Genomic DNA, 20577 nt, shown 5'->3' on the forward strand with positions numbered 1-20577 from the left:
GCACCGCCCGACCCTCGCGATCCACGCGGGTCGGGCGTAACACCGGGGTAACCCAGGGGAACCTGGCCCGTCATGGCAGATTGGCAGGGTCAGCCGCACGCTATCGATCACAGGTGGAACGGTCAGGCCGATGCCGCAGGAACAGCAGCACCAGGAAAACCCCGTCCGCCCGCTGGATGGCTTCACCGTCGGCGTCACGGCGGCCAGGCGCGCCGAGGAGTTGGGCGCGCTGTTGCGGCGGCGCGGGGCCGAGGTGGTGCACGCTCCGGCGCTGCGCATCGTGCCCCTCGCCGACGACGACCAACTGCTCGACGCCACCAAGCGGTTGATCGAGCACGCGCCCGACCTGGTGGTGGCGACCACCGCCATCGGCTTCCGCGGCTGGGTGGAGGCGGCCGACGGCTGGGGGGTGGGCGAGCAGCTGCTGGCCACCCTCGCCACCGCCGAGGTGCTGGCGCGCGGCCCCAAGGTGCGCGGCGCGATCCGGGCCGCTGGGCTGACGGAGAGCTGGTCACCGGCGTCCGAGTCGATGGCCGAGGTCCTCCAACGCCTGCTGGACCAGGACGTGTCGGGCCGCCGCATCGCGCTCCAACTGCACGGCGAGCCGCTGCCCGGCTTCATGGAGGCGCTGCGCGCGGCGGGCGCCGAGGTGGTCGACGTGCCGGTCTACCGCTGGATGCCGCCGGCCGACATCACACCCGTCGACCGGATGATCGAAACCGTGATCGCGGGCGGGCTTGACGCCGTCACCTTCACCTCGGCCCCCGCCGCCGCTTCGCTGCTCCGCCGCGCCGAGGAACGAGCCCTGCTGGAACCGCTGTTGGACGCCTTCAAGCGCGGCGTGCTGGCCGCCTGCGTGGGCCCGGTCACCGCGCTGCCGCTGCGGACGCACGACGTGCCGACCAGGGCACCGGAACGCTTCCGCCTCGGACCGCTGGTGCAGCTGCTCTGCGCGGAGCTGCCGGCCAGGGCCGAGGCGCTGCCGGTGGCCGGGCACCGGCTGGAGATCCGGGGGCGCGCGGTGGTGTTGGACGGCGCGCTCCGACCGGTGCCGCCGGCGGGCATGGCCCTGCTGCGCGCCCTGGCGCGCAGGCCGGGGTGGGTTGTCGCGCGGCCCGATCTGCTGCGCGCGCTTCCGGGCGCCGGGCGCGACGAGCACGCCGTGGAGACGGCGATGGCCCGGCTGCGCACCGCGCTCGGCGCGCCATCGGTGATCCAGACCGTGGTCAAACGCGGCTACCGGCTGGCCCTCGACCCGACGCTCGAAGCACCCAAGTACGGCGACTGACCAGCACCCGGACGTGTCACGGCGGCTGTCGACGCCGCCAACTTCGCGTACGGTTGACGGCTGCCCTGCACAGCAGCAGAAGGGGGCCGGAACGTTGGACGCGCGGGACCGGGAGATCCGGGACGAGCAACGGCATCTCGACGCCGTGTACGGACGGCTCACGGAGAAGATCCACGAAGCCGAGTACCTGATGGCGGACGCCGCCAGCCGAGTCCAGGTCGGCACCCCGGGAGCGCTCGCCGAACGCGACGCCCAGGTCTTCCAGGCCGGGCTCCACCTCTCGCGGCTCAACCGGGAGTTCGAGGACTTCCTCTTCGGCCGGATCGACCTGCTCGCCGGCAAGGACGGGGTGCGAGGCCCGGACGGCGCCTCCACCTCCGTCGAGCCGGCCGACGACGCGGTACGCGAGGAGGCGGGCGAGCAGATCGCCGACATCGCCGAGACCCTGCACATCGGCCGGCTCGGCGTGCTGGACGCGGAGTACGTCCCCCTCGTCATCGACTGGCGCGCGCCGGCCGCCGCGCCGTTCTACCGCGCCACCCCGCTGCGCCCGGGGCGGGTGGTGCGCCGCCGGGTGATCCGCAGCCGGGGGCGCCGGGTGCTCGGCGTGGAGGACGATCTGCTCCGCCCCGGGCTGCGCGCGCTGCTCGCCGGCGAGGAGCTGCCCGTGGTCGGCGACGGCGCGCTGATGGCCGCCCTCGGCCGGGAGCGCGGCCACCGGATGACGGACATCGTCGCCTCGATCCAGGCCGAGCAGGACGAGGTGATCCGTGCCCCGGCGGGCAAGGTCACCGAGGTCACCGGCGGCCCCGGCACCGGCAAGACGGCGGTGGCCCTGCACCGCGCCGCCTACCTGCTCTACCAGGACCGACGCCGCTACGCCGGCGGCATCCTGGTGGTCAGCCCCACGCCGCTGCTGGTCTCCTACACCGAGGGCGTGCTGCCGGCGCTGGGCGAGGAGGGACAGGTCGCCATCCGCGCGCTGGGCTCGCTGGTGGACGGCTTCGAGGCGGACTCCTACGACGAGCAGCGGGTCGCCGCCGTCAAGGGCTCCGCCGTGATGGCGCGGGTGCTGGCCCGCGCGGCGCGCGGCGCCGTGGAGGCGCCGGGCGCGCCGGAGACGCTGCGGGTGGTCGCCTTCGGCCGCCGGGTCGAGCTGGACGCCGGACGTCTCGACCAGGTCCGCCGGCAGGTGCTCGGCGGCACGGCCCCCGTCAACCTGCTGCGGCCCCGCGCCCGCCGGCTGCTGCTGGACGCGCTCTGGGAGTGCTCGGGGGCGGCGACCCGTTTCCAGGACCCGGAGTTGGCGGCCGAGACCAGGCAGGCGTTCGCCGACGACATCGGCACCGAGGACGTGTTCCTCGACTTCCTCGCCGCCTGGTGGCCCGAGGTCACGCCGCTCGACGTGCTGCGGTCGATGGCCGACGAGCAGCGGCTCTCCCGCTGGGCCAGGCGGCTGCTGCGCCCCCGCGAGGTGCGCCTCGTCGCCCGTTCGCTGCGCCGGATCACCCCGGAGCGCGCGGGGCTCTCGGCGCATGACGTGGCGCTGCTCGACGAGTTGCGCGCCCTGCTGGGCACCCCCGCCAGGCCGGCGCCGGCGCGCGAGGGCGCCGGGGGGCTGGACGCGCTTGAGGCGCTCAGCGGCGTCGCCGAGTTGACCACCCACGCGGAGCGCGCGGAGCGGGCCGGGGGGCGTGCGCAACGGGGCGCCAGGGCGGCCCGCGACGACGAGGAACGCGCGGACTACACCCATGTGATCGTGGACGAGGCCCAGGACCTCACCCCGATGCAGTGGCGGATGGTGGGCCGGCGCGGCCGGCAGGCCAGTTGGACGGTGGTCGGCGATCCGGCGCAGAGCTCCTGGTCGGCGCCGGATGAGGCCGCCGAGGAGCAGCGGGCCGCGCTCGGCGGGCGCTCCCGGCGCAGGTTCGAGCTGACCGTCAACTACCGCAACCCGGCCGAGATCGCCCGGGTCGCCGACGGGGTGCTGGCCCGCGCCATGCCCGGCGCCACGCCGCCGCGCGCGGTCCGCGCCACCGGCGTCGACCCCCGCTTCGCGGTCGCCGCGACGGCGGACGCGCTGCCCGACGCGGTGCGCGCGGAGGCCGAGCGGCTGCTGGCCGAGGTGACGGGGACGGTGGGCGTGGTGGTCGCGATGGCGCAGCGCGCCACCGCCAGGGGCTGGCTGGCGGGCGCCGACGACCGTCTGGTGGTGCTGGGCAGCCTGGAGGCCAAGGGCCTGGAGTACGACGCGACGCTGGTGGTCGCGCCGGCCAGGATCGCCGGCGAGTCCCCGGCCGGGTACCGGGTGCTCTATGTCGCCCTGACCAGGGCCACCCAACGGCTGACCGTCCTCGCCGGCCCGGACGACGCCCCGGGCCCCGACGGCGTCCCCGCCCTGCTCCGCGCGGACGGGCCGCCGGGCTCCTGACCCCGGCGGGACCGCCTCGCTGAGACGCACGTCACAGGACGATCGGGTCACATCCCGAATCCGATCGCCCATCCCATGTGTGTTACCGACAGCAACGGCGTAGGAGCACCTCATGAACGCTCGACTGAACCCCTTCGGCGCCTCTGGGGCCCAGGCCCTCAAGCACCTCACCTCGGCGGGCCGGGTGATCGAGGAATCGACGCTGCCCGCCGTGACGCAGGAGCTGGTGAAGATCCGCGCCAGTCAGATCAACGGCTGTGGCTTCTGCACCGACATGCACACCAAGGAGGCGGCCGAGGCCGGGGAGACCTCGCTGCGCCTCAACCTGATCGCGGCCTGGCAGGACGCCACGGTCTTCACCGAGGCCGAGCGGGCCGCCCTGGAGCTGACGGAGCAGGGCACCCGGATCGCCGACGCCGCCGGCGGCGTCTCCGACGAGGTGTGGGACAAGGCGAACAAGCACTTCGACGAGGACCAACTCGCCGCCCTGGTGTATCTGATCGCGATCATCAACGCCTTCAACCGCCTGAACGTCATCGTCCGCAACCCCGCCGGCCACTACCGGCCCGGACAGTTCGCCTGAGCGGGCGTTCCGGCCGACACCGACGGCGCCGCCGACGCCAAGACGCGTCGGCGGCGCCTCCGCCGCACCGCCCTGACCTGCGCCAAGACACCGGTTGACCCTTGGGCTCAGTGCGGTAGCCTGGATGGTGGCACCGGCCCGTTCCATGCCCCCGGGCCCAACCATTGTCGCTACGAGCGACCACTTGCCGCGAGGCGAGCTGGCGGGTCGGTGTCCTTGACTTCCTCACCTCCCGGGATCTCTTCCCGAGGCTTGACAGCGCTGTTAGCGTCAGGCCGATCAGTGTGGTCCCGGCTTCGGCCGCCCTGGGCGCCTCTCGTAGGGTGACAGCGGTTGAGCCGGCGGCAGGCCGTCCCTTGGCCCCCGCGCGGACCAGGAAAGTGAAGGAAGTTCGGCCATGGCAACGGCGCCCAGTGTCTCGTACTCGATGACGGTCCGGCTGGAGGTGCCAGCGAGTGGCACGGCCGTCAGTCAGCTCACCACGGTGGTCGAGTCCTCCGGCGGGTCGGTCACCGGCCTCGACGTGACCGCTTCCGGACACGAGAAGCTGCGGATCGACGTGACCATCGCGGCCAGCTCGACGGCGCACGCCGACGAGATCGTGCAGAAGCTGCGCGGCATCGACGGCGTCTCGTTGGGCAAGGTCTCGGACCGGACGTTCCTGATGCATCTCGGCGGCAAGATCGAGATGTCGTCGAAGCACCCGATTCGCAACCGTGATGATTTGTCCATGATCTACACGCCGGGCGTGGCCCGGGTGTGCACCCAGATCGCCGCGCACCCCGAGGACGCCAGGCGGTTGACCATCAAGCGCAACAGCGTCGCCGTGGTCACCGACGGCTCGGCCGTGTTGGGGCTCGGCAACATCGGCCCGCACGCGGCGCTGCCGGTGATGGAGGGCAAGGCGGCGCTCTTCAAGCGGTTCGCCGGCATCGACGCCTGGCCGCTCTGCCTGGACACCCAGGACCCGGACGCCATCGTGGAGATCGTCAAGGCGATCGCCCCCGGGTTCGCCGGGATCAACCTGGAGGACATCTCCGCGCCGCGCTGCTTCGAGATCGAGGCCAGGCTGCGGGAGGCGTTGGACATCCCGGTCTTCCACGACGACCAGCACGGCACCGCGATCGTGGTGCTCGCCGCGCTGCACAACGCGATGCGCGTGGTCGGCAAGGAGTTGGGCGACGTCCGGGTGGTGATGTCGGGCGCGGGCGCCGCGGGGACCGCCATCCTCAAGCTGTTGCTGGCCGCCGGCGTCAAGCACGCGGTGGTGACCGACCTCTACGGCGTGGTGCACGCGGGCCGGGACGATCTGGTCGGCGCCGACGGGGACTCCCCGCTGCGTTGGATCGCCGACAACACCAACCCCGACGGTGTGACGGGCACGTTGGGCGAGGCGATCGTGGACGCCGATGTGTTCATCGGTGTTTCCGCCCCCGACGTCCTGACCGGCGAGGATGTGGCCGCGATGGCGGACGGCGCGATCGTCTTCGCCCTCGCGAACCCGGACCCGGAGATCGATCCGGCGCTCGCCCGGCAGACGGCCGCCGTGGTGGCCACCGGACGCTCCGACTTCCCCAACCAGATCAACAACGTCCTGGTCTTTCCCGGGGTGTTCCGCGGCCTGCTGGACGCCCAGTCGCGTTCGGTCAGCACGGCGATGATGCTGGCGGCGGCGCGCGCCCTCGCCGATGTGGTGGGAGTCGACGAGTTGAACGCCAACTACATCGTGCCCAGTGTCTTCAACGAGCGGGTCTCGGGGGCCGTCGCCGAGGCGGTCCGGCAGGCCGCGCGACAGGGCTGACGTCAACTCCCCGCACGCGGGGAGAGCCGCCCCGCGGCGCGCGGGGCGGCGAGTCGGTTGCCAGCGGGCTCCGACTGCCCCTTAGGGTGACCGGGAGGCACGGCCTCGGGCACGTCGCACCTGCGGACCTGGGCGCTCATCAGGCGTCCGACCGGGGGCCTCGGATTGGCCTTCCCGCCACTGGTGAGGGCAGGATGCGTACCCGGGCGCCAGGGAGGACCCCTGGTCCTGGCAGTGTCAGTGGGTCCTGGCAGCATCGGCTTCGATCTCACGCCTCATTGGCAAGATGAACTTGGGAGTACGTAATATGAACCGCAGTGAGCTGGTGGCCGCTCTGTCCGAGCGCGCCGAGGTGACCCGGAAGGACGCCGACGCCGTCCTGGCGGCCCTCGCCGAGACGGTGGGGGAGGTCGTGGCCAAGGGCGACGAGAAGGTCACCATCCCCGGTTTCCTGACCTTCGAGCGCACCCACCGCGCGGCTCGCACCGCCCGCAACCCGCAGACCGGCGAGCCCATCCAGATCCCGGCCGGGTACAGCGTGAAGGTGTCCGCGGGCACCAAGCTGAAGGAAGCCGCCAAGGGCAAGTGACCGTCGGGTGAAGACGGCTAAGGGGTGGCCCCCTGGAGGGGGCCACCCCTTACGCGTGTTCGTTCACTCTTCGCTCATCTGTGCCATGGGCGCGGGCGGGTGGTCAGGGGCGTTCGACCTTGGCGCCCAACTCCTCAAGTTTGTGGAGGAAGTTCTCATAGCCCCGGTTGATCAGCTCGATGCCGTGCACCCGTGAGGTGCCCTGCGCCGCCAACGCCGCGATCAGGTAGGAGAATCCCCCGCGCAGGTCGGGGATGACCAGATCGCCGCCCTGGAGCGTGGTCGGCCCCGACACCACCGCCGAGTGCAGGAAGTTCCGCTGGCCGAAGCGGCAGGGCGTGCCGCCCAGGCACTCCCGGTAGAGCTGGATGTGCGCGCCCATCTGGTTGAGCGCGCTGGTGAAGCCCAACCGGGACTCGTAGACGGTCTCGTGCACGATGGAGAGCCCGGACGCCTGCGTCAGGGCCACCACCAGCGGCTGCTGCCAGTCCGTCTGGAAGCCGGGGTGGACGTCCGTCTCCAGCGCGATGGCGTTCAACGGGCCGCCCGGGTGCCAGAACCTGATCCCCGACTCGTCCACCTCGAACGCGCCGCCGACCTTGCGGTAGACGTTCAGAAACGTCAGCATCTCCCGCTGGCTGGCGCCGCGGACATAGACGCTGCCCTTGGTGGCCAGCGCGGCGCTCGCCCAGGAGGCGGCCTCAAGGCGGTCGGGCAGCGCCCGGTGGGTGTAGCCGCCGAGCCGGTCGACGCCGGTGATCCTGATGGTGCGGTCGGTGTCCAGGGAGATGATCGCGCCCATCTTCTGCAGCACGCAGATCAGGTCCTCGATCTCCGGCTCGACGGCGGCGTTGGTCAGCTCCGTCACCCCCTCGGCCAGCACGGCGGTGAGCAGCACCTGCTCCGTGGAGCCGACCGAGGGGTAGGGCAGCCTGATCCGGCAGCCGCGCAGCCGCTGCGGGGCCTCCAGGTACTGGCCGTCGGCCCGCTTCTCGATCACGGCGCCGAACTGGCGCAGCACGTCGAAGTGGAAGTCGACCGGCCGGCCGCCGATGTCGCAGCCGCCGAGCCCCGGGATGAACGCGTGCCCGAGGCGGTGCAGCAGCGGGCCGCAGAAGAGGATGGGAATCCTCGACGAGCCGGCGTGCGCGTCGATGTCGGCCACGTTCGCGCTTTCCACGTGCGAGGGGTCGAGCACCAGCTCGCCCGGCTCCTCGCCGCTGCGCACCGTCACCCCGTGCAGCTGGAGGAGGCCGCGCACCACCCGCACGTCACGGATCTCCGGCACGTTGCGCAGCCGGCTGGGCGCGCTGCCGAGGAGGGCCGCCACCATGGCCTTGGGGACCAGGTTCTTCGCCCCTCGGACCCGGATCTCGCCCTCGATCGGGGTGCCGCCGTGAACAAGGAGTACGTCGTCGGTCATGGAACTCGCGATCTCTTCGGGAGGGGTGCGGGGGACCACTTCGAAATGGTAATGGCCGCACGCCGCCCGGCCCCCGCACCCCGGCCGGGGGCGCCCCTCCCCCCGGGGTCCCGAATACGGAATCATGGGCGCATGCCCGAGGTCTCCTCGTTCACCGGGCGGCTGCTGGTGGCCACCCCAGCCCTGTCCGACCCCAACTTCGACCGCTCCGTCGTGCTGCTGCTCGACCACGACGAGGACGGCGCGCTCGGCGTGGTGCTGAACCGGCCGACCCCGGTCGGCGTGTCCGAGGTGCTGGAGCCCTGGGCGGCGCTCGCCGGGGAGCCGGGGGTGGTCTTCCAGGGCGGCCCGGTCGCGCTGGACGCCGCCCTGGCGCTGGCCGTGGTGCCGGGCGTCGGCCCGTTGGGCTGGCGGCGGGTGCACGGCTCGATCGGCCTCGTCGATCTGGAGGCCCCGCCCGAGGTGCTGGCCGCCGAGGTGGGCTCGTTGCGGGTCTTCGCCGGCTACGCGGGCTGGGGCCCTGACCAGCTGGAGCGGGAGCTGGAGGAGGGCGCCTGGTATGTCGTGGACTCGGAGCCCGGCGATGTGTCGGTGCCCCGGCCCGAGAGCCTCTGGCGGGCGGTGCTGCGCCGGCAGCACGGCAGTCTCGCCATGCTCGCCACATATCCGGACGACGCCTCGCTCAATTAGGCTAGGTACTCATGAGCACTGTTGAGGAGCCCGAGCGCGGAGCGGGCACCGGCACCATCGTCGAGCCCACCCCGCAGACCACGCACGGTGACGGCGATCACGAGCGGTTCGCGCACTATGTCCAGAAGGACAAGATCATGGCGAGCGCGCTGGACGGCACGCCCGTCGTCGCGCTCTGCGGCAAGGTCTGGGTCCCCGGGCGCGACCCGAAGAAGTATCCGGTCTGTCCCACCTGCAAGGAGATCTACGAGTCCATGGGCTCGTTCGGTGGCGGCGGCGACGGCAAGGGCGGAAAGGGCGGCAAGGGCGGCAAGGGCGGGAACAGGTAGCCCGCGCTGTCGTTCGGCGGAGCCGCGACGGGCTCCGGCGGGGCCGCGGCGGAGTTCCGACGGGGCTGCCGCGGAGCTCCGACGAGCCCTTCGACGGGCCGAGGTGTGACGCCCCGGGATCGGCCGGGGCGGCACCCGGCCGTGCCCGCGGGGGCGGCGGGCCTCCGTCGCGTGCCCTGAACGTGTGAGCCTGCTCCCAACCCGCCTCGAAGCGCCCGCCGTTCCTCGGCTGAGTTGACCGCCCCGCGCGTCTGCGGAGGCGAAAAATGTGCCAGAGTTGCCACCTCCGGGCCCGGAGCACGTACGGTACGGCTCGGCAGCCGGGACAACCGGAAAGGGGCAGCTGGATTGAGCACGCACGCACCGGCACCACAGGCGGCCCAGCTCGTCGCGCTACCTGCCACGCTGGACGACGCCGTGGCGGCGTTGGCCGATGTTCCGGCCGCCGTGCCGGTCGCCGGCGGCACCGATCTGATGGCGGGCGTCAACGCCGGGCTGCTGCGCCCGGCCGCCCTGGTGGGGCTCGGCCGCCTCGCCGAGCTGCGTGGCTGGGCGTACCAGGACGGTCACGCGCTGTTGGGCGCCTGTCTCACGCACTCCCGGATGAGCCGCCCCGACTTCGCCGCGCTGATCCCCGCGCTGGCCGCCGCCGCCCGCTCCGCCGGGCCGCCGCAGGTGCGCAACGCCGGGACGCTGGGCGGCAACATCATCTCCGCCGCACCTTCGGGTGACACGCTGCCGGTGCTGGCCGCGCTGGAGGCGACCCTGCTGATCGCCAGCCCGGGGGGCGAGGGCAGACAGATCCCGGTCAGCCATCTGCTGGCCGGCCGTGCCCGGTTGAAACCCGGCGAGCTGGTGGCCCATGTGCGGGTGCCGCTGCTGCACGCCCCGCAGACCTACCTCAAGGCCACGGGCCGCACCGGCCCCTCGCGCGCGGTCGCCTCGGTCGCCGTGGTGCTCGACCCGCTGCGCCGCGAGGTGCGCTGCGCGGTGGGCGCGGTGGCCCCGATGCCGCTGCGCCCCCTGGACGCCGAACGCTGGGTGGCGTCACTGGTCGACTGGGACGGTCAACGCGGGCTGGCGCCCGAGGCGCTGGCCGCTTTCGGGGACTACGTCGGAATGGCCTGCATCCCGGACCCCGCGCCGGCGAAAGAAGGCGCCGAACCTGCCCAACTCCCGCGCGCGGTACTGCACTTGCGGCGTACCGTGGCAGCACTGGCCCGCCGTGGACTCGGAAGGGCTCTTCGATGAGCAACGAGCAGCAGCCCGACCCAGGCGCCCAGGCGCCGCAGCCCAACTGGGGCGGTGAGTACGACGCGGAGGCCACCGGCTTCCTGGAACTGCCGGGCGACTTCCCCCGGCAGGGCGGGAGCGAGCCGCTGGCGGCTCCCGGGCAGGGATACCGGCCGCCGGTGATCGAGCCGAGCGCGCCGCCCGCCACCGCCGAGCCCAGCGTCGACCCGGGCGCCACCGGGCAGTGGACGATGCCGTTCGCCTTCGGCGAGGCCCCGGCGCGGCCCCCGGGGGCCGCGCCGCCGGAGCAACCGGGGCAGCCCGAGCCGCCCGGGGCGTCGGAGCCGCCCGAGACACGGCACGCCGCCCTGGGGCAGGGCGCGGCGGCGGCGTTGGCCGGCTCCCTCGAAGGCCGCTCCGAGCTGCGCGAGCCGGCGGACGGCCCCGGGCAGCCGCCCGACGGCCATCAGGCCGAGCCCGACCTCTGGCGCGCGCCGGCCGACGAGCCGGGCGAGCGGCGGGGCCCAGCGCCCTGGTCGGCGCCGGCGGCGGGGGAGCCGCATCCGGCCGACCCCGCGGACTCGGCGGACCCGGTCGAGGGGGCGGCGGCGGACGGCGATCCGGCGCCGGTGGTCAGCAGCAGTGAACACCCCGAGGTCTCCTATGTGTTGCGGGTCAACGGGGTCGAACGCCCGGTGGCCGGCGCCTGGATCGGCGAGTCCCTGCTCTATGTGCTGCGCGAGCGGCTCGGCCTGGCCGGTGCCAAGGACGGCTGCTCGCAGGGCGAGTGCGGGGCCTGTTCGGTGCAGGTGGACGGCCGGCTGGTGGCGGCCTGTCTGGTGCCGGCGGCGACGGCGGCTGGCAGCGAGATCCGCACCGTCGAGGGTCTCGGCTCGGCCGGCGAACCCTCCGATGTGCAGCGGGCGTTGGCGGGCTGCGACGTGCAGTGCGGGTTCTGCCTGCCGGGCATGGCCATGACGGTGCACGATCTGCTGGAGGGCAACCACGCCCCCACCGAGCTGGAGACCAGGCGCGCGCTCTGCGGCAACCTCTGCCGCTGCGGCGGCTACCGGGGGGTGCTGGACGCCGTCCGCGAGGTGGCGGCCGAGCGCGGCGCCCGGGTGGCCAGGGCGGCGGCTGAGGCGGCGGAGGCCAAGGCAGTGAGCGAGGCGAACCAGGCCCCCGAGCCGGTGACGCCGCGTATCCCACACCAGGCGGGCCCCACGTCGGCCGGCGGGTTTCCCCAGGCAGGAGGCATGTGATGGCGGAAGCGAACGGGCCGGCCGACGTCACAGCCGTCACGGTCCACGCGCCCACCGGCGGGGCGGGCCCGGCCGGTACGGGCGGGGCCGGGCGCAGCGGGCAGGGCCTCGGCGTCTCGCTGCCCCCGACGGACGCCGGCGCCAAGGCCACCGGCACCTTCCCCTACACCGCCGATCTGTGGGCCGAGGGCCTGCTGTGGGCCGCGGTGCTCAGGGCGCCGCATCCGCGCGCCAGGATCAAGGGCATCGACACCACCGACGCGCAGGCCATGCCGGGCGTGCGCGCGGTGGTCACCCACGCCGATGTGACGGGCGACGGCCTGTTGGGTCGGCGGGTCGCCGACCGTCCGGCGTTCGCCTCCGAAGAGGTGCGGTACCACGGTGAGCCGGTCGCCGCTGTGGCGGCCGACCATCCGGAGACGGCGCGGCTCGCCGCGGCGGCCATCGCCGTCGACTACGAGCCGATCGAGGCGGTGACCAGCGCCCAACGCGCCTTCGAGGCCGATCCGCTGCACCCGGACGGCAACGTGATCCGCCATATCCCGCTGCGTCACGGCGATGCGGCGGCGACCGGCGAGGTCGTGGTGGAGGGCCTCTACCGGATCGGCCGGCAGGACTCGGCGCCGATCGGCGCCGAGTCGGGTCTTGCCGTGCCGCGCCCTGACGGCGGCGTCGAGATCTATGTGGCCGCGACGGACCCGCACACCGACCGGGACCGGCTGGCCGGCTGTCTCGGCCTGACCACGGAGCAGGTCAAGGTCTATGTGACGGGCGTGCCCGGCTCGTTGGGCGACCGGGAGGACCAGGGCTTCCAACTGCCGCTGGCCCTGCTGGCGATCCGCACCGGCTGCCCCGTCAAGCTCGCGGCGACCCGCGAGGAGTCGTTCCTCGGCCACGCGCACCGGCATCCGACGCTGTTGCGGTACTGGCATCACGCGGACCGCGAGGGCCGGCTGGTCAAGGTCGAGGCCCAGCTGCTGATGGACGCCGGCGCCTACGCGGACGAGTCGGCCGAGGCGCTGGCCGCCGCGGTCTCCTTCGCCGGCGGCCCCTATGTGGTGCCGAACGCGGTGGTGGACGGCTGGGCGGTGCGCACCAACAACCCGCCGGCGGGCTACCTGCGGGGCGAGGGCGCCATGCAGGTGTGCGCGGCCTACGAGGGGCAGATGGACCAGCTGGCGGCCCGGCTGGGGATGGATCCGGCCGAGCTGCGTGCCCGCAACGTGCTGGCCACCGGGGACACCCTGCCCACCGGCCAGGCCGTGACCTGTCCGGCGCCGGTCGCCGAGCTGCTGTCGGCGGTGCGCGAGGCGCCGCTGCCGGCGCTGCCCAAGGACGGCCCGATCGAGGACTGGCTGCTGCCGGGCGGCCCGGACGGCGCGGGCGATCCGGCGGCGGTGCGCCGGGGCGTCGGCTACGCCCTCGGCATGGTGCACCTGCTGGGCGCCGAGGGCACCGACGAGGTGTCCACGGCGACGGTGCGGGTCGAGGGGAACGCCGAGGGGGCCACCGCCACCGTGCTGTGCGCGGCGGTGGAGACGGGGCAGGGCTTCGCGACCCTGGCCCGGCAGGTGGTGCAGGAGGTGCTGGGCGTCGACGAGGTGGTGGTGGCGCCCGTCGACACGGACCAGCCGCCCGCCGGTCCCGGCGGCCGTGGCCGGCACACCTGGGTCTCGGCCGGCGCCGTGGAACGGGCGGCCCGGATGGTGCGCACCCAGCTGTTGCAGCCGCTGGCCGCCAACTTCGGCATGTCCGCCGAGCTGCTGACCATCGAGGACGGGAAGATCACCTCGTACGACGGGGTGTTGAGCACCACGGTCACGGAGGCGCTGGAGGGCAAGGAGCTGTGGGCCACCGCCCAGTGCCGGCCGCATCCCACCGAGCCGTTGGACGAGTCGGGGCAGGGCGACGCCTTTGTCGGCCTGGCCTTCGCCGCGGTGCGGGCGGTGGTCGACGTCGACGTGGAGCTGGGCGCGGTGCGGGTCGTCGAGATGGCGATCGCGCAGGACGTGGGCCGGGTGCTCAACCCGCGCCAGCTGCGGGCCAGGATCGAGGCCGGCGTCACCCAGGGCATCGGCGCGGCGCTGACCGAGCATCTGCGGGTGGTGCGCGGCGAGGTGCGGCGCGCCGACCTCACCGGGTACGCGCTGCCGACCGCCCTGGACACGCCCGAGGTGCGGATCGTGTCGCTGCTTGAGGAGCGGGACGTGGTCGCGCCGTTCGGCGCGAAGTCGGCCAGCGCGCCGCCGCTGGTGGTCTCCCCGGCGGCGGTGGCGGCGGCGGTGCGCGCGGCCACCGGGCAGCCGGTGAACCGTCTCCCCATCAAGCCGCAGTTCGCCGTCGGCGCGGGCTAGCCGCCCCCGTCCGGGGTCCTGGTCCTCCGGGACCAGGGGTTTCCCTGCTGTAGGTGCATAGGCAGCCGGGGGGTTCGCTCCTTACGGTGGAGCCATGAGACACGCCGAGGCCGCCCAGCCAGACGCCGACCCCGACGAACCGGCCGGGCCCGTCGGCCCCATCCGCCCGTCCCCGCCCGCCGAACCGGCGGGCGGGGTGCTGAGCGCCCCCTACCGCGCGATGACGCTGGGGTGCGTGGCCACGGTGTTGCTGATCGCCTTCGAGGCGATGGCGGTCGGCACCGCGATGCCGGCGGCGGCCGACGCGCTCGACGGGGTCTCGCTCTACGCGTTCGCCTTCTCCGCGTTCTTCACCACCAGCCTGCTGGGCATGTCGGCGTCCGGGCAGTGGTGCGACCGGTCGGGGCCGATGGCCCCCGTGGTGACGGGGATAGCGGCCTTCGCAGGCGGTCTGCTGCTCTCCGGGGTGGCGCAGGCGATGTGGGTCTTCGTGGTGGGCCGCGCGTTCCAGGGGGTGGGCGGCGGCCTGGTGATCGTGGCGCTCTACGTCACGGTCAGGCGGGCCTATCCGGAGCGGCTGCGGCCGGCGGCGCTGGCCGCGTTCTCGGCGGCCTGGGTGGTGCCGTCGATGGTGGGCCCGGTGATCGCCGGCACCATCACCGAACACTTCGGCTGGCGCTGGGTGTTCCTCGGGATCACGGTACTGGTGGTGCTGCCGTTGCTGGTGCTGCTGCCGGAGCTGCGGCGCTCCGCCTCCGGCCCGCCCGACGGTGTGGCGCGGCCGATGGACCGGCGGCTGCTGCGGCTCGCGGTGGCGGTCGCGGTGGGCGCCGGGCTGCTCCAGTACGGCGGGCAGGAGCTGCGCTGGATCTCGCTGCTGCCAGTGCTGGTTGGCCTGGCGCTGCTGGCGCCCTCGGCGGCTCGGCTGCTGCCGGCCGGCACCTTCAGGCTCCGCCGTGGGCTGCCGTCGGTGATCGCGCTGCGCGGGGTGATCTCGGCGGCCTATCTCGCGACCCAGACGTTTCTGCCGCTGCTGCTGGTGACCCAGCGGGGCCTGTCCTACACCCAGGCCGGGCTCTCGCTCGCGGCCTCGGGCGCGAGTTGGGCGGTGGGCTCCTGGGCCCAGTCCCGGCCATGGGCCGAACCTCACCGCTTCGCACTGGTACGCGCCGGCACGGTGGTGATCGTGCTGGGTGTGGGCACCACACCGCTGGTGCTGCTGGACGCGGTGCCGGTGTGGCTGCCGGTGCTGACCCTGGGCGTGGGTGCCTTCGGGATGGGCCTGGTGGTGTCGACGGTGGGCGTGCTGGTGCTGCGTTTCTCGACGCCGAAGGAGGCGGGCGGCAATGTGGCCTCGCTCCAGCTCTGTGACGCCCTGGCCAACGTGGTGATGCTCACCACGGTCGGCTCCCTCTTCGCGGCGCTCGGCGGCGACGCGACGGCCGCCTCGGCGCACGCGACCGAGTCGTCCGTGGACACGGCGGTCGGCCCCGGCGCGTTCCTCGCGGTCTCACTGGCCGCGTTCGCCGTCGCCCTGCTGAGCGTCCTGGTCGGCGGACGCCTCCGCGAACCGCCCGCCGGCGGCTGAGCCACCCGTTGGCCTGGCGGCCCCCGGGGCGCCGGCCCCGGCCGTCGGCCGCCCGGCGGTCACTGGCCTTGCGGCCCTGCCCCCCGGGGCCGTGTGGGTGCGTGGGCCGGCTCCGGTCGCCAGACGGCCGTTGGCCATGCCGGCCCACGTCTCCGAGGGGCCGTGCGCGGTCGTTGGGCATGGGCGGAGCGGTGGGCGTCAACCGCCGCCCACGGGGGCGTGGTTGTAGGCGAGCGTGGCGTGTTCCGTCCGCTACCTCGGGCCGGGGCCGTCGGCAGGGCGGCAACTGTGCGCGGATCTCCCCGGCCCCGGCCCGGCCATGGGCCCGCGCCGCAGGCCCCCCTGCCCCAGCCCCGGCCCCGGCTGCGCGTCCGCAGGCCCGCCCCTGCCCGTGCCCCGGCCTCGGCTCCGGCTCCAACCTCGCCCCTGCCCCGCGCAGCGGCCCCGGCCCCGGCCGGTCCGGGGTGCCAGTGTCGGCTGCCGGGCGTCCCGGTCGGCCGGGCCCTGGCGGGCGGGCTGCCGTTGGCCATGCCGGCCCACGTCTCCGAGGGGCCGTGCGCGGTCGTTGGGCATGGGCGGAGCGGTGGGCGTCAACCGCCGCCCACGGGGGCGTGGTTGTAGGCGAGCGTGGCGTGTTCCGTCCGCTCCCTCGGGCCGGGCCCCCGGCCCGGCCTCGGCTTCGGCTCCGGCCGGCGGGGGTCCCAGTCGGCGCCGGGCCCGGCCCCGGCTGCGCGTCCGCAGGCCCGCGCGGGGCTCCGGCCCCGGCCTCGGCTCCGGCTCCGGCTCCGGCTCCCACCTTGCCCCTGCCCCGCGCAGCGGCCCCGGCCCTGGCCGGTTCGGGGTGCCAGTGTCGGCTGCCGGGCGCCCCGGTCGGGCCTGACCCTGACCGGCGGGTGGCTGTTGGCCACGCCGGTTCCCGTCTCCGAGGGGGTGGGGGCGGTCGTTGGGCATGGGCGGAGCGGTGGGCGTCAACCGCTGCCCGCGGGGGCGTGGTTGTCGGCGAGCGTGGCGTGCTCCGTCCGCTGCCTCGGCCCGGCCGGGGCCGTCGGCAGGGCGGCAACCGTGCGCGGATCTCCCCGGCCCCGGCCCGGCCATGGGTCCGCGCCGCAGGCCCGCCCCGGCCCCGGCCCGGCCATGGGTCCGCGCCGCAGGCCCGCCCGGGGCTCCGGCCGGCGGGGGTCCCAGTCCGCGCCGGGCCCGGCCCCGGCTGCGCGTCCGCAGGCCCGCCCCTGCCCCGCGCAGCGGCCCCGGCCCTGGCCGGCCCTGGCCCCGCCCCGGTCCCGCGGCGCAGGTCCGGGTGGCGGGGAGCGGCCGACGGCTGGCTCCGCGCAGCGGCTACGCTGGGGCGTTGCCGACTGACCGTCTCGACGAGACCGCACGGGAGATCGTGAGTACCACCGCCTCTTCCTCACCGGCCGCTCCGGCCCCTTCGTCCCACCTCTCGCCGGCCTTTCCGGGGCGCGCGCCCTGGGGCACGGCCAACAAGCTCCGCGCCTGGCAGCAGGCCGCGATGGACGAGTATCTGCGCACGCAGCCCCGGGACTTCCTGGCCGTCGCCACGCCGGGCGCCGGCAAGACGACGTTCGCCCTGACGTTGGCCTCCTGGCTGCTGCACCACCACGTGGTCCAGCAGATCACCGTGGTCGCGCCGACGGAGCACCTGAAGTCCCAGTGGGCCCAGGCCGCCGCCCGGATAGGCATCAAGCTGGACCCGGAGTACAGCGCGGGTCCGGTCGGCCGGGACTACCACGGGGTCGCCGTCACCTATGCGGGCATCGGCGTGCGGCCCATGCTGCACCGCAACCGCTGCGAACAGCGCAAGACGCTGGTGATCCTCGACGAGATCCATCACGCGGGGGACTCCCGCTCCTGGGGCGAGGCGTGTCTGGAGGCGTTCGACCCGGCGACCAAGCGGCTGACGCTGACCGGCACACCGTTCCGCTCGGACACCAACCCGATCCCGTTCGTCGCCTACGCGGAGGGCAACGACGGGGTGCGGCGCTCGGTCGCCGACTACACCTACGGCTATGGCAACGCGCTGGCGGACGGCGTGGTGCGGCCGGTGATCTTCCTCTCCTACAGCGGCAGCATGCGCTGGCGCACCAAGGCGGGGGACGAGGTGGCGGCCCGGCTGGGCGAGCCGATGACGAAGGACGCCGTCTCGCAGGCGTGGCGCACCGCGCTCGACCCCAGGGGCGAGTGGATGTCGGCGGTGCTGCGCGCCGCCGACCAGCGGCTGCGCGAGGTGCGTCGGTCCATCCATGACGCCGGCGGTCTGGTGATCGCGAGCGATCAGGAATCGGCACGGGCCTATGCCAAGTTGATCAGGGAGATCACGGGGGAGTCCGCCACCCTGGTGCTCTCCGACGACGCGGGCGCCTCGGGGCGGATCGAGGAGTTCCGGACCTCGGACGACCGCTGGATGGTCGCCGTGCGGATGGTGTCCGAGGGCGTCGACGTGCCCAGGCTGGCCGTCGGGGTCTACGCCACCACCATCTCCACGCCGCTCTTCTTCGCCCAGGCGGTCGGCCGTTTCGTCCGGTCCCGGAGGCGAGGCGAGACGGCCTCCGTCTTCCTGCCCACCATCCCCTCGCTGCTGGGCTTCGCGCACGAGCTGGAGCTGGAGCGCGATCATGTGCTGGACAAGCCGAAGAAGGCGGAGGAGGACCCGTACGCCGAGGAGGCCGCGCTGCTCGCCGAGGCGGAGCGGGAGCGGGACGAGCCGGACGGTGAGGAGCAGCTCCCCTTCGAGGCACTGGAGTCGGAGGCCGTCTTCGACCGGGTGATGTACGACGGCGCCGAGTTCGGCATGCAGGCGCATCCGGGGAGCGAGGAGGAGCAGGACTACCTCGGCATCCCCGGGCTGCTGGAACCGGATCAGGTGCAGATGCTGCTCCAGAAGCGGCAGGCACGGCAGATCGCGCACAGCCGGCGCAAGCCGGACGCGGAGGCCGATCTGATCGAGCTGCCGGCCGAGCGCCGCCCGGTGGTCTCGCACAAGGAGATGATGGAGCTGCGCCGCGAGCTGAACTCCCTGGTCGGTGCCTACTCCCACCAGTCGGGGAAGCCGCACGGGGCGGTCCACACCGAGCTGCGGCGGGTCTGCGGCGGCCCGGCGACGGCGGAGGCCACCGCGGGGCAGCTGCGGCAGCGGGTGCTCAAGGTGCGCGAGTGGGCCACGAAAATGCGCTGATCGCGCGGCCATAAAAGGGAGTTGCGGTAGATAGCGGTACCAATCGCCGGCGAACTGCTCGGAATCTGGACAGCCTCTTCCGCTGAGCGGTGACGCTCGATACATTTCCGGACACGCGTACACCCGGGTGGCAGAGCCGCCCCCGGGGAGTGCAGCCGGCTTCTGCTCCTTGGCATCCGCGACCGTTGGCCCACGCGCGCGCCGCGGCCGGGTCGGGAGTATCGCGGTGCCGGGCGGGACCTGCGGGCTCACCTGAGAAGGGGGCGTCGTGACCACCGAGACCTCTCAGACGCTCGACCGGGGCCTTCGGGTCCTCAAGCTCCTGGCGGAGACCGACCACGGGCTGACCGTGACCGAGCTCTCCCGCCAGATGGGCGTCAACCGAACCGTCGTCTACCGGCTGCTGGCCACCCTGGAACTGCACTCCCTGGTCCGACGCGACGCCAGCGGCCGGGCCCGGGTCGGCATCGGCGTGCTCGGCCTGGGCCGACAGGTGCACCCCCTGGTGCGGGACGCCGCGCTGCCGGCGCTGCGCACCCTCGCCGAGGAGCTGGGCGCGACCGCCCACCTCACCGTGGTCGACGGCACGGACGCGCTGGCCGTCGCCGTCGTCGAGCCCACCTGGACCGACTACCACGTCGCCTACCGCACCGGCTTCCGGCACCCGCTGGAACAGGGCGCCGCCGGCCGCGCCATCCTCACCGGACGCTGCAAGGACATCGACGACGAGGACGGGTTCGTCGCCACCCACGGCGAGTTGGAGGCGGGCGCCAGCGGCGCCGCCGCGCCGCTGCCGGCCGAGTGCGGCATCGAGGGCAGCGTGGGCGTGGTGCTGCTGAGCGACGTGGTGCCGCCCGAGGTGGGCCCGCGGGTGATCAGGGCGGCCAGGGAGGTGGCCGACGCGCTGCGTTAGCACTGCGTTAGATTCGCTGCCATGCCCGCAGCGCCGGCCGCGAAGACGGCCACCGACACCCCCGCCGACCGGCCGTCGCCCGAGCGCCGCAGGCGCCGCGTGCTGGCCTGCTGCGGCGCGGCGTTCGCCGCGCTGCTCGCGGTCACCGCGCTGGCCCCGCTGCCGTTCGCGGTGACCGAGCCGGGGATGACCGCCGACGTGTTGGGCGAGCACGGCGGCGAGCCGGTGATCCGGATCAGCGGTGTCGAGCCGCTGCCGACGGCGGGCGAGCTGCGGATGACCACCATCAACGCCACCTCGCCCGACGCCACCATCCGGCTGGCGGACGTGGTCAGCGGGTACTTCGCCGACGACCGGGCGGTGCTGCCGAGGGACTCGGTCTATCCGGTGGGGGAATCGACGGAGGAGATCAGGGACCACAACGCGGAGCAGATGCGCTCCTCCCAGGACGCGGCTGTGGCCGCCGCGCTCGGCCATCTGGGCCGCTCGGACGAGGGCATCGAGATCGAGCTGAACCTCAGCGACGTGGGGGGGCCGAGCGCCGGGCTGCTCTTCTCGCTCGGCCTGGTCGCCCTGTTGGACGGCGACGGGCAGGGGGGCGACCTCACCGGCGGCCTGGTGATCGCAGGCACCGGCACCATCGATGCCGACGGCACCGTGGGCGCGGTCGGCGGGGTGCCGTTGAAGACGCACGCGGCTCGGGCGGACGGCGCCGAGGTGTTCCTGGTGCCGCACGACGAGTGCGACGCGGCCAGCGGCAACGCGCCGGACGGGCTCCGCCTGGTCCCCGTGGAGACGCTCACGGACGCGATCACCAGCCTGCGCGCCCTGGCCACGGACGGTTCGGCGCCCTCCTGCTGACCGGCTCCTGCCGACCGGCGGGGGCGCCGGAACGGGAAA

At 74.2% G+C, this 20577-nt stretch carries 15 protein-coding genes; 14 read left to right on the forward strand and 1 reads right to left on the reverse strand.

Going from position 1 to position 20577, the window contains the following annotated elements; translation table 11 throughout:
• Positions 1 to 130: 130 nt before the first annotated feature.
• From K4G22_RS19390 to K4G22_RS19410, 5 genes are all read left to right on the forward strand, one after another.
• The gene (locus K4G22_RS19390) at positions 131 to 1288 is read left to right on the forward strand and encodes a uroporphyrinogen-III synthase (RefSeq protein ID WP_228081551.1); all 1158 of its coding nucleotides are present in this window, start codon (positions 131 to 133) and stop codon (positions 1286 to 1288) included.
• 94 nt (positions 1289 to 1382) lie between these two features.
• Positions 1383 to 3719, forward strand: a complete 2337-nt coding sequence (locus K4G22_RS19395; protein ID WP_228081552.1) for a HelD family protein — start codon at positions 1383 to 1385, stop codon at positions 3717 to 3719.
• 112 nt (positions 3720 to 3831) lie between these two features.
• Positions 3832 to 4302 carry a carboxymuconolactone decarboxylase family protein gene (locus tag K4G22_RS19400; RefSeq protein ID WP_228081553.1) on the forward strand — a complete coding sequence of 157 codons (471 nt, stop codon included), beginning with the start codon at positions 3832 to 3834 and terminating at the stop codon, positions 4300 to 4302.
• A gap of 397 nt (positions 4303 to 4699) precedes the next feature.
• Entirely contained in the window at positions 4700 to 6103 is a 1404-nt protein-coding gene (locus K4G22_RS19405) for an NAD-dependent malic enzyme (RefSeq protein WP_228081554.1), read from the forward strand.
• A 307-nt stretch (positions 6104 to 6410) separates the two neighbouring features.
• Positions 6411 to 6692 (forward strand): HU family DNA-binding protein, encoded by a 282-nt coding sequence (locus tag K4G22_RS19410; RefSeq protein ID WP_062203791.1) that lies wholly within the window; start codon positions 6411 to 6413, stop codon positions 6690 to 6692.
• A 103-nt stretch (positions 6693 to 6795) separates the two neighbouring features.
• Here the strand turns inward: K4G22_RS19410 and murA are convergent, their stop codons facing one another.
• Positions 6796 to 8115, reverse strand: a complete 1320-nt coding sequence (gene murA / locus K4G22_RS19415) for a UDP-N-acetylglucosamine 1-carboxyvinyltransferase (protein ID WP_228081555.1) — start codon at positions 8113 to 8115, stop codon at positions 6796 to 6798.
• A gap of 132 nt (positions 8116 to 8247) precedes the next feature.
• Here murA and K4G22_RS19420 point away from each other — a divergent pair, with 132 nt between their 5' ends.
• From K4G22_RS19420 to K4G22_RS19460, 9 genes are all read left to right on the forward strand, one after another.
• Positions 8248 to 8805: a YqgE/AlgH family protein gene (locus K4G22_RS19420; protein ID WP_228081556.1), complete on the forward strand. Its 558-nt coding sequence runs from the start codon at positions 8248 to 8250 to the stop codon at positions 8803 to 8805.
• An 11-nt stretch (positions 8806 to 8816) separates the two neighbouring features.
• Positions 8817 to 9134: a DUF3039 domain-containing protein gene (locus K4G22_RS19425; RefSeq protein WP_228081557.1), complete on the forward strand. Its 318-nt coding sequence runs from the start codon at positions 8817 to 8819 to the stop codon at positions 9132 to 9134.
• Positions 9135 to 9482: 348 nt separating this feature from the next.
• Positions 9483 to 10385, forward strand: coding sequence for an FAD binding domain-containing protein (locus K4G22_RS19430; RefSeq protein ID WP_228081558.1), 903 nt, complete (start codon positions 9483 to 9485; stop codon positions 10383 to 10385).
• Entirely contained in the window at positions 10382 to 11629 is a 1248-nt protein-coding gene (locus tag K4G22_RS19435; RefSeq protein ID WP_228081559.1) for a 2Fe-2S iron-sulfur cluster-binding protein, read from the forward strand. Before K4G22_RS19430 ends, K4G22_RS19435 begins: the two co-directional genes overlap by 4 nt.
• A complete protein-coding gene (locus K4G22_RS19440) occupies positions 11629 to 13983 on the forward strand; it encodes a molybdopterin cofactor-binding domain-containing protein (protein ID WP_228081560.1) in 2355 nt (784 codons plus the stop codon). The genes K4G22_RS19435 and K4G22_RS19440 overlap by 1 nt, the downstream gene beginning before the upstream one ends.
• Before the next feature lie 94 nt (positions 13984 to 14077).
• Positions 14078 to 15571, forward strand: coding sequence for an MFS transporter (locus K4G22_RS19445; protein ID WP_228081561.1), 1494 nt, complete (start codon positions 14078 to 14080; stop codon positions 15569 to 15571).
• 1387 nt (positions 15572 to 16958) lie between these two features.
• On the forward strand, positions 16959 to 18764 hold the full coding sequence (locus K4G22_RS19450; RefSeq protein WP_228084154.1) for a DEAD/DEAH box helicase: 1806 nt from the start codon (positions 16959 to 16961) through the stop codon (positions 18762 to 18764).
• A gap of 268 nt (positions 18765 to 19032) precedes the next feature.
• A complete protein-coding gene (locus K4G22_RS19455) occupies positions 19033 to 19677 on the forward strand; it encodes an IclR family transcriptional regulator (RefSeq protein ID WP_228081562.1) in 645 nt (214 codons plus the stop codon).
• 21 nt (positions 19678 to 19698) lie between these two features.
• Positions 19699 to 20538 carry a hypothetical protein gene (locus tag K4G22_RS19460; RefSeq protein WP_228081563.1) on the forward strand — a complete coding sequence of 280 codons (840 nt, stop codon included), beginning with the start codon at positions 19699 to 19701 and terminating at the stop codon, positions 20536 to 20538.
• Positions 20539 to 20577 lie beyond the last annotated feature (39 nt).

The organism is Streptomyces profundus, assembly GCF_020740535.1.
Lineage (GTDB): Bacteria > Actinomycetota > Actinomycetes > Streptomycetales > Streptomycetaceae > Streptomyces > Streptomyces profundus.